Annotated in this window: 15 protein-coding genes; 5 read left to right on the forward strand and 10 right to left on the reverse strand. The window is 60.8% G+C overall.

Translation table 11 applies throughout. From position 1 onward, the window contains the following. Position 1: 1 nt before the first annotated feature. The 5 genes from CGZ66_RS24910 to napE are packed head-to-tail and all read right to left on the reverse strand — an operon-like array spanning position 2 to position 3,930. The gene (locus tag CGZ66_RS24910; RefSeq protein WP_095089022.1) at positions 2 to 493 is read right to left on the reverse strand and encodes a nitrate reductase cytochrome c-type subunit; all 492 of its coding nucleotides are present in this window, start codon (positions 491 to 493) and stop codon (positions 2 to 4) included. Then, complete coding sequence (gene napA / locus CGZ66_RS24915; protein ID WP_095089024.1) at positions 463 to 2,967, reverse strand: periplasmic nitrate reductase subunit alpha; 2,505 nt, start codon at positions 2,965 to 2,967, stop codon at positions 463 to 465. The genes CGZ66_RS24910 and napA overlap by 31 nt, the downstream gene beginning before the upstream one ends. Continuing rightward, positions 2,964 to 3,230, reverse strand: coding sequence for a chaperone NapD (locus tag CGZ66_RS24920; RefSeq protein WP_095089026.1), 267 nt, complete (start codon positions 3,228 to 3,230; stop codon positions 2,964 to 2,966). Before CGZ66_RS24920 ends, napA begins: the two co-directional genes overlap by 4 nt. Beyond that, positions 3,223 to 3,723: a ferredoxin-type protein NapF gene (gene napF / locus CGZ66_RS24925; protein WP_095089028.1), complete on the reverse strand. Its 501-nt coding sequence runs from the start codon at positions 3,721 to 3,723 to the stop codon at positions 3,223 to 3,225. Before napF ends, CGZ66_RS24920 begins: the two co-directional genes overlap by 8 nt. A gap of 9 nt (positions 3,724 to 3,732) precedes the next feature. Continuing rightward, a complete protein-coding gene (gene napE, locus CGZ66_RS24930; RefSeq protein ID WP_245331202.1) occupies positions 3,733 to 3,930 on the reverse strand; it encodes a periplasmic nitrate reductase, NapE protein in 198 nt (65 codons plus the stop codon). A gap of 354 nt (positions 3,931 to 4,284) precedes the next feature. Between napE and CGZ66_RS24935 the strand changes: the two genes are divergently transcribed. From CGZ66_RS24935 to CGZ66_RS24965, 5 genes are all read left to right on the forward strand, one after another. Next, on the forward strand, positions 4,285 to 4,584 hold the full coding sequence (locus tag CGZ66_RS24935) for a hypothetical protein (protein ID WP_095089032.1): 300 nt from the start codon (positions 4,285 to 4,287) through the stop codon (positions 4,582 to 4,584). Between the two features lie 99 nt (positions 4,585 to 4,683). Further along, positions 4,684 to 4,941, forward strand: coding sequence for a YMGG-like glycine zipper-containing protein (locus tag CGZ66_RS24940; protein WP_095089560.1), 258 nt, complete (start codon positions 4,684 to 4,686; stop codon positions 4,939 to 4,941). 411 nt (positions 4,942 to 5,352) lie between these two features. Beyond that, complete coding sequence (locus CGZ66_RS24945) at positions 5,353 to 5,850, forward strand: DUF1269 domain-containing protein (protein ID WP_095089034.1); 498 nt, start codon at positions 5,353 to 5,355, stop codon at positions 5,848 to 5,850. Positions 5,851 to 6,747: 897 nt separating this feature from the next. Further along, positions 6,748 to 7,788 (forward strand): AI-2E family transporter, encoded by a 1,041-nt coding sequence (locus tag CGZ66_RS24960; RefSeq protein ID WP_095089038.1) that lies wholly within the window; start codon positions 6,748 to 6,750, stop codon positions 7,786 to 7,788. A 290-nt stretch (positions 7,789 to 8,078) separates the two neighbouring features. Continuing rightward, complete coding sequence (locus CGZ66_RS24965) at positions 8,079 to 9,218, forward strand: helix-turn-helix domain-containing protein (RefSeq protein ID WP_245331203.1); 1,140 nt, start codon at positions 8,079 to 8,081, stop codon at positions 9,216 to 9,218. Between the two features lie 149 nt (positions 9,219 to 9,367). Here CGZ66_RS24965 and CGZ66_RS24970 read toward each other — a convergent pair whose 3' ends face one another. From CGZ66_RS24970 to CGZ66_RS24990, 5 genes are read right to left on the reverse strand one after another with little or no spacing between them, the layout of a single operon-like run. Next, positions 9,368 to 9,916, reverse strand: a complete 549-nt coding sequence (locus CGZ66_RS24970) for an HdeD family acid-resistance protein (protein ID WP_095089040.1) — start codon at positions 9,914 to 9,916, stop codon at positions 9,368 to 9,370. Beyond that, a complete protein-coding gene (locus CGZ66_RS24975; protein ID WP_095089042.1) occupies positions 9,913 to 13,080 on the reverse strand; it encodes an efflux RND transporter permease subunit in 3,168 nt (1,055 codons plus the stop codon). The genes CGZ66_RS24970 and CGZ66_RS24975 overlap by 4 nt, the downstream gene beginning before the upstream one ends. Continuing rightward, entirely contained in the window at positions 13,077 to 14,288 is a 1,212-nt protein-coding gene (locus CGZ66_RS24980; RefSeq protein ID WP_095089044.1) for an efflux RND transporter periplasmic adaptor subunit, read from the reverse strand. Before CGZ66_RS24980 ends, CGZ66_RS24975 begins: the two co-directional genes overlap by 4 nt. Further along, positions 14,285 to 14,899, reverse strand: coding sequence for an HdeD family acid-resistance protein (locus tag CGZ66_RS24985; protein ID WP_095089046.1), 615 nt, complete (start codon positions 14,897 to 14,899; stop codon positions 14,285 to 14,287). The genes CGZ66_RS24980 and CGZ66_RS24985 overlap by 4 nt, the downstream gene beginning before the upstream one ends. Before the next feature lie 26 nt (positions 14,900 to 14,925). Beyond that, positions 14,926 to 16,164: an arginine deiminase gene (locus tag CGZ66_RS24990; RefSeq protein ID WP_167392253.1), complete on the reverse strand. Its 1,239-nt coding sequence runs from the start codon at positions 16,162 to 16,164 to the stop codon at positions 14,926 to 14,928. Positions 16,165 to 16,180: the final 16 nt, after the last annotated feature.

Genomic DNA, 16,180 nt, shown 5'->3' on the forward strand with positions numbered 1-16,180 from the left:
CCTACTCGCTCCCGGCGGGTTTGACACCCAACTCGCTCATGTCCTTGAAGAGGTTTTGGACAAGAGGCTGAACGTTGGCCTGTGGCACATGGCAGGCCGTGCAGAAGTAGCGTCGCGGCGAGACATCGGCGATCATCTGACCTTCGCGCGTCATGTAATGGGTAACGCTGATCATCGGTGCGCCAGAACCTTCGGTGAACTCGCGCTTGTGGCACGAGAGACAGCGGTTGGTGTTGACCGACAATTGATAACCCTCGATCGAATGGGGGATCACCGGGGGTTGGTCAGGATAGGCGCGCATCTTGCGAATATCGTCGACGATCCATTTCGGTAGAGGTTGAGCGGGAACTGACTCCATAGGCGGCGTAGCCCCTGTCAGTTTCGAGGCCATCTGGGCGATCGCCGCGGTCCCTGTGAGAAGGATGGCAACGGCGATGCCCATCGCCAGTTTGCGCCGCTTTATCAAGAGGCCGAAACGATCTTGACCGCGCATTTCTTGAAATCCGTCTGTTTGGAGATGGGATCGGTGGCGTCGAGCGTGACCTTGTTGATCAACTGGCTGGCGTCGAACCACGGTACGAAGATCACGCCCTTGGGCATCCGGTTGCGGCCGCGCGTTTCCAGCCGCGATCTGATTTCTCCCCGGCGCGAGATGATCCTGATCTCGGCGCCCTGGTTCAGGCCGCGCTTGCGCGCATCGTCGGCGTTCATGAAGCAGCACGCCCCGGGAAACGCCCTGTAGAGTTCCGGAACACGCATAGTCATCGACCCAGAATGCCAGTGTTCCAGAACACGTCCGGTGACCAGCCAGAGATCGTATTCCTTATCCGGCGATTCCGCCGGCGGCTCGTAGGGCACCGCAAGGATGACGGCCTTCCCGTCGGGCTTGCCATAGAATCGCACGCCCTCGCCCGGCTTGACATAAGGATCGTAGCCCTCGCGGTAACGCCATTTAGTCTCCTTGCCATCTACCACGGGCCAGCGCAGGCCCCTCTCTTCGTGGTAGCGGTCATAGGGCGCCAGATCGTGTCCGTGTCCGCGCCCAAATGTGGCGTACTCCTCGAACAACCCCTTCTGCAGATAGAACCCGAAATCCCTGGCTTCGTTGTTGTCGTAGTCCGGGTCGACCTCGCTGACCGGAAATTTGTCGACATTGCCGTTTCGGAAGAGCACGTCAAAAAGCGTCTTGCCCCGATACTCTGGGCTACTTTCGAGGATTTCCGCGGGCCAAACATCGTCGGTCGTAAAGCGCTTGGAAAATTCGACCAACTGCCAGAGATCGGAGCGCGCCTCGCCCTTGGCCTGCACCAATTGGTGCCAGACGTGCGTTCGTCGCTCGGCGTTGCCGTAGGCGCCTTCCTTCTCGACCCACATGGCTGCCGGCAGGATCAAATCGGCGCTCATCGCCGTCACCGTCGGATAGGCATCGGACACGACAATGAAATTGTCGGGATTGCGGTAGCCAGGATAGGTCTCCTGACTGTCATTCGGCGCCGCCTGGACGTTGTTGTTGACCTGCACCCAATAGAAATTCAGCTTGCCGTCCTTCAGCATCCGGTCCTGCTCGACCGCGTGATAGCCTGGCTTTTCCGGCAGCAGGCCATGCGGCAATTTCCAGATTTCCTCCGCATGAGCGCGGTGCTCGGGGTTGGTCACCACCATGTCTGCCGGCAGGCGATGCGCGAATGTTCCGACCTCACGCGCTGTGCCGCAGGCCGAGGGTTGCCCGGTCAGCGAAAACGGGCTGTTGCCGGGCTCGGAGATTTTTCCGGTCAGCAGATGAATATTGTAGACCATCTGGTTGGCCCACACGCCACGGACATGCTGGTTGAATCCCATGGTCCAGAGCGACATGACCTTGCGACTGGGGTCTGCATAGAGTTCTGCAAGCTCCTCGAGGAATTCCCTCTCCACGCCGGTCAGTTCAACGGTCTTTTCGAGCGTGTAGTCCGACACGAACGCCTTGAATTCATCGAAGTCGATGGGCTCCATCTTGCCGGCGTTGGCCGCGCCGGTCGCGGCTATCTCCAGCGGATGTTCAGGCCTGAGACCATAGCCAATATCGGTTGCGCCCTTCATGAAGGTTGTGTGGTCGCGCACGAATGCCTCATTGACGCGACCCGTCGTGATGATGTGGTTCGCGATGTAGTTGAGGATGGCAAGATCCGTACCCGGCTTGAATATGATCGGCACGTCGGCCAGATCCATGCTGCGATGCGTGAAGGTCGACAGCACCGCGACCTTCACATGCGGGTGGCCGAGCCGCCGGTCCGCCAGTCGCGTCCACAGGATCGGGTGCATTTCGGCCATGTTCGAACCCCACAGCACGAACGCATCGGCGGCCTCGAAATCGTCGTAGCAACCCATCGGCTCGTCCATGCCAAATGTCCGCATGAAAGCGTAGGCGGCGGACGCCATGCAGTGACGGGCATTGGGATCGAGATTGTTGGAGCGGAAGCCGGCCCGCATCAGCTTGGTCGCGGCATAGCCTTCATGGATCGTCCACTGGCCGGAGCCGAACATGCCGATTGCCGTCGGCCCTTTATCCTTCAGCACCTGCTTGCACTTTTGGGCCATCACGTCGAAAGCCTCGTCCCAGGAGACCGGCTCGAACTCGCCTTCCTTGTCGAACACGCCGTTGCGTTTGCGCAAAAGCGGCGTGGTCAGCCGATCGGCGCCATACATGATCTTGGACAGGAAATACCCTTTGACGCAGTTCAGGCCGCGGTTAACTTCGGCCTGCATATCGCCGTGGGTCGCGACGACCTGGCCCTCCTTGACGCCGACCATGACTCCGCATCCGGTGCCGCAGAAGCGGCAGGGGGCCTTGGACCATTTGATTTCAAGCGCGCTCACGCCGCCGGGCACGGGCTGGGCGGACACAGGGAGCGCAATCCCTGCGGTCGCCGCGGCTATGCCCGCGGCATGGGCTTTCAGGATGTCGCGCCGCGTCAATTCGAACGTCATTGCCCGGTGCCCTCCTCAGCCTCGATATGTTCGAACACCATGTTCGCAGCAACAACCCCGTCGAGCAGCGCGATTTGGGTGAGATAGTCGCCCATCGCCCCTGTGCTCGTGCCCTCGATGACGACGACGATCTTGCCGCCTTCATGTGCATAGACCTCGACATCGCGCATCGCTGACAGCTGCGCCGCGACATCATCCCCCCTCGTCGGCAGCACCGAGACGACAGCGCTCGATATGTGATGGTAGCGCCGATCCTCAGGCATGGATGTCGTCCCTGGCGCGTTCACTCACGCCGATCGCGCTGGCGGGACAAACGCCGATGCACGCCCCGCATCCGCTGCAGGCGTCCTCGTTCAGTTCTGGAAGAAAGGGACCGCCAATGCGTGGCCGGAAGTGTATCGCCTGCTCGGGACAGGCGTCGAGGCATGACTGGCAGGCGATGCCTGACTTCGCAAAGCAGGACGCGGATATGGCGACCGCATGCGCAAATCTTCGCGGCGTGTCTGTACTGAATACGGGCTCCGGGCAGGCCTTCGCGCATTCGCCGCAAAAGATGCATTCTCCGACGGTGAAATCGAGAGCCGGAAAGGCGTGAACGAGAGAAATAATGCCTGTCGGGCAAGCTTCGACGCAGGCTGCGCAGCCCGTGCATGTATCAAGAACATGGTTCAACATGCCTGGAGGCCGGATTCCCAAGGCCGGAACGGTGCGGCCCTGCAGAAAATTGCGGCGGCTAAGATTGCGGGCGTGGTCCATCGCCGAACCTCAATGCAAGCCGTGGGGAGGTCCCGGCGGACCGAAGACAATCTGCCACATCCAGATGAGGAAACCGTATCCGCCGACTGCGCCAACGGCTGCAATCGGCCAAATGCCAAAAGCCAGGACGAAGAAAGTCAGCAACTCGGATCGCCGTTTCTGGCGAAAATCGGTCGCACTTGTAGCTTCGAGAGAGTCTTTGTTCACGGAACCTATCCATCCATGAGTGCAAACTCGTACCCTGCATACACCCCGATAAGATAGCCTGATACGAGCGCCGGACCAACACATTTCAGATCGCTGTGCGGATCGACGAAGGCAGTGAGTTGTGTTGCCGCCCCACAATGAGACGTAGAGCTCAACCACGGGATTCTCAGCTAATTTCTTCGCGCGCCCGCTCGGATAAGGTGTACGGCAACTCGACCATCGTCCTCATCATGATTGCGAAATCCTGATGGAGATCAGAAAATATGGCGGCGCGGCTCAAGACGTCGCTCGTCCGCTAGAATCGGGATTGTGGGGTTCTATGGTGGAGCTCTCTAAATTCCTGGACGCGTAGCCATGCCAGCCGTCGCAATCATGGTCATAGAGTTCGTCTGCGGCGCTGCAAGCGGAATTGCGCTCGGCCGCCGGGTGCCAAGTTTCAGCCTTGGCAGGACAGCCGACGGCATAATCGGCGGCATTGGCGGTCTGCTTTTTGTATGGCCCTCCGCCCGGATTCCAGGTGTTGGGCCCCTCATCGGCCACCACGCCGATGGCCTGACGCCGACCATGTTGATCGGAGCGGGAATAGCAGGGCTGCTCGGAGGTGTTGTCCTGATTGTGCTGGCCGGGTTCGTCGGGGCACTCATGAAAGGCTGACAGCTGCGAATGAAGACGATGGCCCTACCGCACTAGGCTTTCCACCCCATCCGGGTGCGCCATCGCTGAAGATTGCCAGGTAGCTACGAGGAGACCATCATGAGGAAATTGGCTCTTGCGCTTGCAGTCGCCTCAGGTTTGACAGGCTGCACCAACGCGGAAAAAGGTGCTGTGATCGGGGGGGTTGGCGGCGCCGCGCTCGGAACGGCAGCTGGCGGTAACGACGTGCGAAATGCGGTCGTTGGCGGTGCAATCGGGGCCGTCGCGGGTACCTTAATCGGAGCGGCGGCCGACCGTCGCGGATATTGTCGATACCGGGATCGGCACGGGCGAATCTTCGAGGCGCCATGCAGGTGATCGCGTTTCGTATCTTGCTCCGCCGTAACGCTCGCGGGGCGACGCATGACCCGTTTGGCCAAGGAGAACAGGACAGGAAACCCACTTCCATCTTCTGATGTCACCCAGCGGTGCTCTGTTCCCTGTTCGAATTCCCAATGCGCTCTCCCCCTTCGCGGAAGCCCGATCAGACAATGCCGCTTCATGCAGACCTCCGGATGACGGCTGTGTACCGCTGAGATGAAGTAACTGCCTGCGGCGATCCGGCGTCAGTCGAAGCCGTTCTGGCGTCTTGGGCTGCAATCAAAAAGGGACGGACCGCAAAGGCGTGGGATTCCCGGCTAATTTCTTCGCTTTGGTAGAGACCTAAAATGGCATCCCGCAATCTTGTGAGCGCATCTCGATCCCATCGATTTTCGCAGTGGAGGCCCCATGTCCGACCTGGTCGTCATAGTCTACCCCTCCGAAGCCAAGGCTGAAGAGGTGCGCCAGCGCCTGTTTGCATTGCAGAAGGAATACCTCATCAACATCGGCGACGCCGTGATCGCGACCAAGACGGAAGCTGGCAACGTAAAGCTCAACCAGATCATGAACACCACCGTCACTGGTGCTGTGTCCGGTAGCTTCTGGGGGCTGCTCATCGGTGTCATTTTCCTCAATCCCGTCATCGGCGTGGCGATTGGCGCCGCTTCCGGCGCGCTTGGCGGCGCACTGACCGACGTCGGAATAAACGATGCTTTCATGAAGGATCTGTCGGCCACCTTGCAGCCGGGAAATGCTGCACTGTTCGTGCTCGTCCACGGAATGACCGCCGACAAGGTGCTGAGCGCAATCAAGGGATTTGGTGGCGTCGTACTCAAGACATCGCTGGACGAGACGAAGGAGCAGATCCTTCGTGAGGCGCTTAGTCAGGCGTCCAAAGCCGCATAAGATTCAACGCCGCTCAGGAATCGCGTGAGCCGATCGCCTAGCAACGTGGACAGAACGATGGGCGCATTCGAGACTGCTGTCGTACTCGCCATAGAGGTCATCTGTGGTGCAGCGGCCGGCCTCGCTCTGGGGCGATGGACGGGTCTTCGTCTGGGCGCAAAAGCCGATGCCTTGACGGGCGCGATCGGCGGACTGGCTCTGACCTGGCTGGCCGGACAGCTGCCAGGCGTCGCCCGTATTGTCGGAAAGGTGGAGGGCGCGGTGGACGCCACGGCGCAAGGCGTTGGCGTCCTTACCCCGGCAATCCTTGTCGGGGTTGGCATCGCAGGATTATTAGGCGGCCTCGTCCTTACCGCGTGCGTTGCATTTGCCGTAGGCGGAGCCAGGCGTCGAGGGCGGTCCGAAGGAGAAATGAGGTGAAGCAGGTGCAATGCCTGTTTGCTCACCCGAGCACCTGCTTGCTGGTCGCGGCATTGTTGTCGGCATGCACTGTCGCCGTCGATCATCCTCGTCCTGTTCCCCCGCGACCCCAGGCCTGCACCTTCCAGCATGCACCTGTTTGCGGTCGACGAGGCGAAAGGCTGCAGACATTTGGCAACGCGTGCATGGCTCGCGCCCAAGGATTCCAGGTGGTGAGCAATGGCCAGTGTCGCATGTCGCGGCCGACCCAGCCGATAGCCTGTACTCGAGAGTTTGCTCCGGTTTGTGCGAGCCGGAGTGGGCGCCTGCGCACCTTCTCCAACGCTTGCCTGGCCCGTCCGGATGGTTTTCGGCCAGTTCATGCCGGCCGCTGCCGTTGAGGCTTCCGGCAGGAATTTGAGCTTGGCTTCTTCTCGGCTGTGAACACTTCCGTTCCGGAGATTGCGACCGTTGCGCTCGACAGACGACAAGCCAGAAATGACAGAAACGAGCGGTCGCGGGGCGGTTCATCCTGTTGCAACCGGCATCCTCGTCCTCGCATTGTTGTATTTCGCCAAATCAATCTTTATGCCAGTTGCATTCTCATTGTTCGTTCTCGCGCTGGTCTTGCCCGTTCAAATGGCTTTGCAAAGGCGGATTGCGAAGCTGGCGGCGATGCTGATCACACTGTTGCTCACGCTTGCAGTGATCGTAATCGTTGGATCCGCCGTCGTCTGGGGACTCGGCGAACTGTCGCAATGGCTGTTCTATAATACCGGCCGGCTTCAGGAGATATACACGCACTGGGCGGACTGGCTGGAGAGCCATGGCATCGCAATCGTTGGTCCGCTTGAAGAGCATTTCAATCTGACCTGGCTGATCAGCTTGACGCAAGGCCTTCTCAATCGGCTGAACAGCATGGTCGGCTTTGCCATATTGACCTTCATCTTTGTCATGCTTGGCCTGCTCGAAGCCGACGATTTCCAGCGTCGTCTTCGCCTGAGTTCGGCTCAACCTCAAGGCGAGATGCTCTTGCAAATCGGCCGCGAAATTGGCGCCAAGGTCCGCCGTTTCATGGTGGTCCGCAGTATCGCATGCGTGCTGACGGGCTTGGTCGTGTGGGGGTTTGCCTTGGCTGCCGGGCTCGAACTCGCAAGCGCTTGGGCGGCGATCGCTTTTGCGCTGAACTATATTCCGTTCGTCGGACCGTTGGTGGCTACAATCTTTCCGACCTTGTTCGCTGTCGCGCAGTCCGGGTCGTGGCAGCTGGCCCTGATTGTGTTCCTCGGCCTGAACGCCATTCAGTTCGTTATCGGCAGTTATCTGGAGCCATCCCTGACCGGCGCATCGCTGGCGATCTCGCCCTTTGCCGTGATGTTTGCCATCTTCTTCTGGAGCTTTTTATGGGGTTTGCCCGGGGCTTTCATCGGCGTCCCAATTCTGATTGTTGTAGTCACATGTTGCATGCACCAACACTCGACACGCTGGATTGCTGCGCTGCTGTCCGGAGGTCCTGTCGAAAGATCCGGTGCTTCTTAGCGGTATTAACTATGCTTCACGGCCAGGCGGGGGCGTCGAAATCCAACTACCTTGTACAACCGGAAAAACCGGTTTAGATTGGCACTTGCGGGGAGATATTCTTGTCTTTGAAAGATATCTCTGATGAGAGTGCTCTTGCCGACAGTCGCGGGCTGCGCGAAAAGGGGTGCGCATAACGCATCCCTAATGTATCTTTGCTTTCGGCGTGCCGACGTTGTGGACTGGTTGTTGAAGACCCTGAGCGGGAAATCTGGCCCGGTCAGGGCTTGCGCCCGTTAGGAGGTCCGATTGTGACCGCTAACGCAGCGAGGGCGCTTTCGGTCGACTTCGCCGAGCCGTTGCCTCAAGCAGCAACGGTCGCTCCCAAGAATGATCTGCGTCCGGTTGTCCCGGAACGCGTTCCGGTTCCCTGCTTTGAATTCTCGACTCGGGAACTGCCTCCGAGCGACCAGTTTGCGGCATGGCGCCAGAACTTTGCGACTATGCTCGACTTTGTCGAGCCGAGCGATACCGCGGCGGGTTTCGCCGGCACGCAGCTTCTCTGGGACCTAGGCGATCTTGCCCTGGCTCAGATCAGCACCAATGGCTTGGATTTTACCAGCCTGGCGGGTCGCATTCGCCGGGACCCCATCGATCATTGGTTGGTGACCCTTATCCGGGACGGCAGATCGCAAACGACCACTCCATCCAGGTCTTTCGACGGGGAGGCCGGATCGGTGCAGGTGCATTCGCTTGGCCGGGTCTTCGAGGGCAGCGTTACAGACAGCGAAATGCTGTTGCTCTTCGTACCCCGCGACTTCTGCCGCGACATGGGGTGGGGTCTCGACATGGCCGAGTTCACCGTGCTCGGTGGAGGCATGGGTGCGCTGCTTGCCGACTATCTGGCCAGCCTCGCCCAGAGGCTTCCTACGATCAATGTTGGCGATCTTCCTGGCTTGCTCGGTGCGACCAGAGCGATGCTACAGGGTTGCATCGCGCCATGCTCTGACCATCTCGCTGAAGCCCATGATCCGATTTCCGCCACCTTGCTCGAGCGCGCCCGTCGGTTCGTGCAACTTCATCTGTTTGAACCGGATCTCGGCACCGAGCGTCTGACACGCGGACTCGGGATATCGCGTTCACGTCTCTACCGACTTTTCGAGGCTTCCGGAGGGATCGTGCACTACATCCAGCATCGGCGGCTACTGGCGGCCCATGCAGCGCTCGCTGATCCGAATGACCGCCGTCGAATTCTCGACATTGGTGACGAGCACGGCTTCTGTGATGGCGCTGAATTCAGCCGGGCTTTCAGGCGCGAGTTCGGATACTGCCCAAGCGAAGTGAGAGCTGGTGTCAAAAAAGGACCATCGAACTGGCACATACACGAGGTACAGACCGCTGCCCCGTCCGAGCGTCTGAGCCGCCTGCTCCTTCGGCTCCAGGCGCAATGACCGGCACGGTCGATATCGCTGGAATCGGGCAACCCCGATCCAATCCCATCAAACAATGCGAACACCATATGTATTGACGGACCGATCCGCGGCTCCGCAACGCAGCACCGCGCAGTGATCACATCGGCGAGCCCGGCCGCCGCGAGAATTCACGCTGTCTTGGCCGCAGATACCCAGCCGTTTGTCAGCCAGGCAATGCCATGCGAAATAAGGTCGATACCCAGCAAAAATCCAAGCACCCAAAGGCCGGTCGTGGGCCATCCAGTCAGGATAACAAGTCCGGCCAGAAATCCGAATGTTCCCGACAGAACCATCGCCCAGCCAACGTCACTCCAGTGCCTGACGCCGACAAAGAGGCGCACGATGCCCGAGGCCACAAGCAGCAGTCCGAGGACGTAGGTCAGGACAAGGGCACCTGACACAGGCTGCCTCACCACCATGGCACCAAAAACAATATACAGGATGCCGAGGAGGAATTGCCATATGAAGCCGCCCCATCCTTTCATCCAGAAGGCATGCATCATCTCGAACGCACCCACGACGATGGCCGTAACACCAATGACAATGGCGCTGATCACTGTAGCCAGCGCCACGTCGCCCAAGACGAATATGCCCCCGACAATGAGCACGAGGCCAAGGAGAAGGCGAACCGATGTGGGTGGCAAAGTCGATGCGGTTCCATTCTCATAGGCAGTCATGGCTTCCTCCCCGATTGCTGGACTCCCTCATTGGTGTCGATTCCTGCCTTCGGCCGGACAGTGGCCCACTCCGCAATATGCTGGATCGCCGCGAATAGGGCCGGGATGATGAAAAGGCCGATCGTCGTTGCGGCCAGCATGCCGCCAAAGATTGTGACGCCCACCGCCTGGCGCGCGCCGGCTCCGGCGCCGGTGGACACCGCCAGTGGAATAATGCCCAGAATGAAAGACAGAGCCGTCATCATCACGGCACGGAAGCGCTGCTCGGCGCCAAGTCTTGCCGCTTCGTCGATCGGTTGCCCCTCCTCGCGGCGTTCCTTGGCGAATTCGACGATCAGGATGGCGTTCTTCGACGCCAGCCCGATGAGCAGCACGATGGCGATCTGCACATAAAGACTGTTTTGCAGTCCGAAAAGCATGAGCGCCCCCGTGGCGCCGAACAAGGCGGCTCCAAGGGACAGAATTACCGCGATCGGAAGCATCCAGCTTTCGTACTGCGCTACCAAGAACAGATAGGCGAACAGAAAGGCCAGTCCGAAGATCATGGTCTCCTGTCCGGCGCTGCGCCGTTCCTGGAACGATAGGCCGGACCACTCGTAGCCATAGCCGGCCGGCAGCGCCTGGGCCGCGACACGTTCGATGGCGTCCATCGCCGCTCCGGAACTTCCGCCTGGCGCGACTTGGCCGTTGATCTGTGCCGCTACCGAGAGGTTGTAGCGGGAGATGACGAAGGGCGCGAGCACCGTGCTGGTCGATACCACCGCCCTGAGCGGCACCATCGCGCCAGTCCGGCTGCGAACATGGAGATTGAGGATATCCTCGGCGTCCCCGCGATGCTCGGCATCAGCCTGCAGGTTGACCTGGAAGACTCGCCCCTGCAGCGTGAAATCGTTCACGTAACGCGACCCGAAGCTGGCGCCGATCGTCGAATAGATGTCGGACACGCTCACTCCCAGCGCTTCGGCGCGGGTGCGGTCGACATCGACATAAATCTGCGGCACATCGGCGCTGAAGGTAGTCGCCACACCGCCGATTTCCGGCGCCTGGTTGATCTCCGAAACGAATGCACGGACCACCGCCGCGATCTCCTCCGGCGGCTGGCCCTGCAAAGCCTGGAGGCGCAGATCGAGGCCGCCGACCGCGCCGATGCCGGAAATGGCCGGTGGCGAAAAGACTGCAACATTTGCGCCCGGAATGGTTGAGAATTGCGCACGCAATCTTGCGAGGATGGCGTCCAGCCGCAGATCCGGCGTGTTGCGCTGATCCCAAGGATCCAGCGCCGCAACCACCATCGCTCCGTTGGGAGATTGTGTGCCCTGTACGATGCTGAAGCCTGCGACCGAAATAACGTTCTCGACGCCTTTCGTTGCCGACAGAGTCCTTTGAACCTCGCCGACAATCGCCCTCGTGCGATCGAGCGAGGCGGCATTCGGAAGCTGGATATCGACAAACAGGGCGCCCTGGTCCTCGTCCGGGAGGAAGGTGGAGGGGAGACCGCTGAACAGCAGGAAGGCACCCAGGAAGCAGGCGGCAAGCGCGGCGAGAGGTATGATCCAAAGGCGCACCAGGAAACCGACCAACCGACCATAGCCGACACGCGTCGCGTTCATGAAGCGCGCGAACCAGCCAAGTGGACCGCGCCGGTATCCGCTCTGGCCGCGCCTCAGCAGGATCGCGCTGAGCGCCGGGCTGAGCGTGAGGCCGACTACGGACGAGATAACCAGCGCCGCCGACAAGGTGACCGCGAACTGACGGTAAAGCTGCCCGCTTATGCCGGACAGGAAAGCTGTCGGGATCACCACGGCGAGGAGGACGAGCGTGGTGGAAATGATCGGACCCGTGATCTGTCCCATCGCCTTGCGGGCGGCCGCCGCCGTTTCGATGGCGGGGTCGTCCTCCATGACATGCTTGACGTTCTCGACGACAAGGATGGCATCGTCGGCGACCAATCCGATCGCCAGCACCAGGGCTAGCAGCGAGATCGAGTTTATCGAATATCCGAACGCCAGCAGGATGGCGATGGCGCCCAGCATTGCGACGGGCATGGCCAGCGCCGAGACCAGGGTGGCGCGCCAGTCCTGCAAGAACAGATAGGTGACGACGAGCACGATCAGGAAAGCCTCGCCGAGGATCCGCACGATGAGCGAGAGGCTCGTACGGACGAACCGTGTCGCGTCGTAAACGACCTGGTACTGGAGGCCGGGCGGAAACGTGGGTGCAAGACGCTTTAGCTCGGCGAGCACGGCGTTGGCGGTCTGGATCGCGTTGGCTCCCGGCGCCTGGTTTATCTGAAGCATCGCCGTGTCATGCCCGGCGAAGCTCGCGCTCGATGAATAATTGCGCGCGCCGAGTTCGATGCGGGCGATGTCGTGCAACCGTACGATCGCTCCGGCCTCGCCGGTGCGCACGACGATGGCCCCGAATTCATCCGTGCTCATGAGGCGGCCGCGGGCCACGAGCGTATATTGCAGCTCGGTGCCTTCCCGCGCCGGTGGGGCCCCGGCCTGGCCAAGCGAGGCCTGGATGTTCTGCCGCTGAATGGCGGTGGCCACGTCATCGGCCGTTATGCCGAGCGCATCCATGCGTGCCGGATCCATCCATATGCGCATCGAATATTCGGACGCGCCGACGACGGACGCCTCGCCGACACCGGCGACACGCGACAGCGCATCGGCGATCGTTGTCGAGGTGAAATTGGTGATCTGCAGCACGTCGAGCTTGCCGTCCGGAGAATAGAAGGCGATGCCGAGCACGAAATCGGGCGATCTCGACCGCACCGACACGCCTTGCTGGGTGACCGCGGCCGGCAATTGAGAAATCGCCAGTTGCGCCCTGTTCTGCACATTGACCTGCGCAATGTCTGGATCCGTGCCGACTTCAAACGTCACGGACAGCGAATATTGCCCGGCATTCGAACTTGTCGACGACATGTACATCATGTTGGGGACGCCATTGATGGCCGTCTCCAGAGGCCCGCCGACGACATCGGCTATTACTTCCGCGCTCGCGCCGGGATAGATGGCCGAGACGCTGACGGTGGGCGGCGTGATCTCTGGATATTGCTGCACCGGCAGCGAAAAAATGGCGATCGCGCCTGCAATCGAAATGACGATCGACAAGACGATCGCCAGCCGGGTCCGGGTGATGAAGAGATCGGAGATCATTGGCCATCGCCAACGGGCTGGCCTTGGCTCGGCTGAACCGTCATGCCTTCGACAAGACGCTGGATTCCCTGGACGACAACCTGCTCGCCGCCGCTGAGGCCAATGGTGACCGCCCAGCCATTGTCGACGCGTGCGCCCGTGTCGATGCGCCGTTGCGAGACGGTGTTGCTCTTGCCGAGCAGATAGACGAAGCGCCCCTCGCGATCCTGCAGCACCGCTGCCTGAGGTACTATCGGCAAGCTGGGCGCGTCTTTCTCCCGCACGTAGAGGGTGACGAACTGTCCCGGCAGGAGGATATGGCGAGGATTGGGGAAAACTGCGCGGGCCGCGACCGTCCCAGTCTGCGGGTCGATCTCGTTCTCGATAAATTCGATTCGACCGGGCGTGTCGTAGTCCGTCCCGTTCGCAAGACGCAGCGAAAGTTTCAATGTGCTCGGATCGACGTTACTGCCGCTCGTCGCCTCCTGCTGCCGGATCGTCACAAGCAACCCTTCGGTCACAGCGAAAGCCACGCGGACGGTGTCCAGGCCGACTATGCGTGCCAGCGAACCGGAATCCGATCCGACCAGATTGCCGGTCGTGAACGTCGCGCGGCCGATGTTGCCGGAGATCGGGGAAATGATACGAGCATAGGACAGGTTGAGTTCGGCGGTAGTCAAGGACGCCTGGGCAACCTGCACGTCCGCGGCAGCGACATCGAAGGCTGCCTGGACCTCGTCTAAGGCGGCCTGTGAGATCGTTCTTCGGGCGAACAGATCCCGGTTGCGCGCCAGGCTCCGTTCGGCCGATATTCGTGTTGCCTCGGCACGCGCCACCTGCGCCCGTGCCGACGCGACCAGGGCATTGAGTTGATCCGGCTCGATCTCGAACAGCGTTTCCCCAGCCTTTACCGCTTGTCCACCCTTGAAATCGACGGAGTGCAGAAAGCCGGTGACACGCGCCCGGATGTCGACTGCCTCTATCGCTTCCACGCGACCGGTAAACTGCACGGGAGTGCTGACCCGCTGAACCTCGATCTTCTCGACGACGACAGCGGGCGGCGGCGCCTGCGTTCCGCCAGGTTGCTGGGCGAATGAAATCGAACTGATGAAAGGTGGTCCGGCGCCCCCCAAGCCAGCAGCCACCAAGCATGCCCAAAAAGCGCGGCTGATCCATCGCCGCATCGCGACCGGACGATGTCGCTCGGATGCTTCGCGTGGCGCCTTCATGACCCGGCTCTACGCATCGTCAGGGCAATGGCAATGTAGGCGCCACCGGCGACAAGGAGGGAAATGCCAGCGACCGTACCTGGTGTGTAAATGCTGGTGTAGGGCAACTTCAATGCGAGCGTCGCACTAGCGGCAAGGGCGACCAGGCCCGAAACTCCGAACCACTGCCAACCATCTTGATCGCGCACCCGGAGCGCGAGGGCGACTTGCAGGATGCCCTGCACCAGAAAAACCAATGCGATCAGAAGAGTGATCGCGAGAGCGCCCTTGAAGGGATTGAAGTATATTAGGATGCCGCCGACCAACTCGACCGCGCCTGTGAGCTCTTGCCAGATGAATCCGCTCCACTCCTTGACTCGCAGGGATTGAACCATCTTCACAATGCCCGCGAGCGAAAGGACGATTCCAAGGACAACGCTTGCAGCGAATGTGGAAACCACGGGCAGAGCGACGGCCAGCACTCCAGCCGACGCCAGGCCGATGCCCAGCACCAAAAACCAACCCCATTTGGAACGCAGGGAGTCCGCTTGATGCTGGTGATCGGTTCCGCTCGTGGATGCGCCGCTCATCGTCGATTGCCTAACCAGAATTGCTGCACGAGCGGCGCCCATCTCCGATCTCCGGGAACGCTCTCTTGTCAGTAATCCACCGGATCACGGATTATCGGACAGGTCATGCAGTGGCCACCGCCACGACCGCGGCCTAGTTCCGCGCCGATGATGGTAATGACCTCTATGCCCTCCTTTCGCAGCAGCGTGTTTGTATAGGTGTTGCGGTCATAGGCGTACACGACGCCCGGCGATGCACAGACCAGATTTGCGCCACTATCCCATTGGGTGCGCTCGCGGACGTAGGCATTGCCGCCGGTCTCAACAACACGCATCTTTTTGAGGCCGAGCGAGTCGCGCACCGTCTCGACGAAGGTGCCTTTGTCCTTGTGCAGTTCGACGCCGCCCTTGCCGTCCGGCCGGTAGGAGAACGCCTCGATGCCATTGACGATATCGGGGTAGAGCAGCACGCAGTCGCGGTCGGCAAAGGTGAACACCGTGTCGAGATGCATCGCCGCGCGCAGTTTCGGCATCGCCGCGACGATGACGCGCTCGGCCGCGCCCTTCTCGAACAGCGTCGCAGCGAGCTGGCTGATGGCCTGACGCGAGGTGCGCTCGCTCATGCCGATCAGAACATTCCCCTTACCGATCGGCATGACGTCGCCGCCCTCGAGCGTGGCGAGGCCCCAATCCTTGGTCGGGTCGCCCCACCACACGTTGACCTTGCCGGCGAAGTCTGGATGGAACTTGTAGATCGAGGTGGTGAGGATGGTTTCCTCATGCCGCGCCGGCCAGTAGAGCGGGTTCTGCGTGACGCCGCCATAGATCCAGCAGGTGGTGTCGCGGGTGTAGAGCGTGTTCGGCAGCGGCGGCAGTAGATACTCGTTCACCCCGGCCGCGTCACGGATCAGCTCAAGCTGTTCGCCTCCGATGGATTCAGGGAATTCATGGGTCGAGAGACCACCGATCAGCGTCTCCGCCAGATCGCGGTTGGAGAGCCCCTCCAAATAGGAGCGCACCTCGTCGACGAGGCCTAGGCCCACCTGGTTCGGCACCACCTGATTGTCGAGGATCCATTTCTTCGCCTCGGGGACGGCAACAGTCTCGGCGAGGAGGTTATGCATCTCCACCACCTCGACGCCGCGGTCGCGCATCTTGGTCATGAAGTCGAAATGGTCGCGCTTGGCGTTGTCGACCCACAGCACATCATCGAACAGCAGTTCGTCGCAATTGGTGGGCGTCAGGCGCTGATGGGCGCGGCCGGGCGCGCAGACCATGACCTTGCGAAGCTGCCCGACTTCGGAATGCACGCCGAATTTCGTTTCCATCGCCATGAATTGTGCC

This window comes from Mesorhizobium sophorae, from assembly GCF_002270415.1.
GTDB classification, from domain to species: Bacteria; Pseudomonadota; Alphaproteobacteria; order Rhizobiales; family Rhizobiaceae; genus Mesorhizobium; species Mesorhizobium sophorae.

Coding starts and splice junctions, on each gene's coding strand:
- CGZ66_RS24960 (WP_095089038.1), top strand. CDS start 6,748: ATGACAGAAACGAGCGGTCGCGGGGCGGTTCATCCTGTTGCAACCGGC.
- CGZ66_RS24990 (WP_167392253.1), bottom strand. CDS start 16,164: ATGGAAACGAAATTCGGCGTGCATTCCGAAGTCGGGCAGCTTCGCAAG.
- CGZ66_RS24935 (WP_095089032.1), top strand. CDS start 4,285: ATGCCAGCCGTCGCAATCATGGTCATAGAGTTCGTCTGCGGCGCTGCA.
- CGZ66_RS24985 (WP_095089046.1), bottom strand. CDS start 14,899: ATGGGCGCCGCTCGTGCAGCAATTCTGGTTAGGCAATCGACGATGAGC.
- CGZ66_RS24970 (WP_095089040.1), bottom strand. CDS start 9,916: ATGACTGCCTATGAGAATGGAACCGCATCGACTTTGCCACCCACATCG.
- CGZ66_RS24945 (WP_095089034.1), top strand. CDS start 5,353: ATGTCCGACCTGGTCGTCATAGTCTACCCCTCCGAAGCCAAGGCTGAA.
- napA (WP_095089024.1), bottom strand. CDS start 2,967: ATGACGTTCGAATTGACGCGGCGCGACATCCTGAAAGCCCATGCCGCG.
- napF (WP_095089028.1), bottom strand. CDS start 3,723: ATGGACCACGCCCGCAATCTTAGCCGCCGCAATTTTCTGCAGGGCCGC.
- CGZ66_RS24980 (WP_095089044.1), bottom strand. CDS start 14,288: ATGAAGGCGCCACGCGAAGCATCCGAGCGACATCGTCCGGTCGCGATG.
- CGZ66_RS24910 (WP_095089022.1), bottom strand. CDS start 493: ATGCGCGGTCAAGATCGTTTCGGCCTCTTGATAAAGCGGCGCAAACTG.
- CGZ66_RS24920 (WP_095089026.1), bottom strand. CDS start 3,230: ATGCCTGAGGATCGGCGCTACCATCACATATCGAGCGCTGTCGTCTCG.
- CGZ66_RS24975 (WP_095089042.1), bottom strand. CDS start 13,080: ATGATCTCCGATCTCTTCATCACCCGGACCCGGCTGGCGATCGTCTTG.
- CGZ66_RS24940 (WP_095089560.1), top strand. CDS start 4,684: ATGAGGAAATTGGCTCTTGCGCTTGCAGTCGCCTCAGGTTTGACAGGC.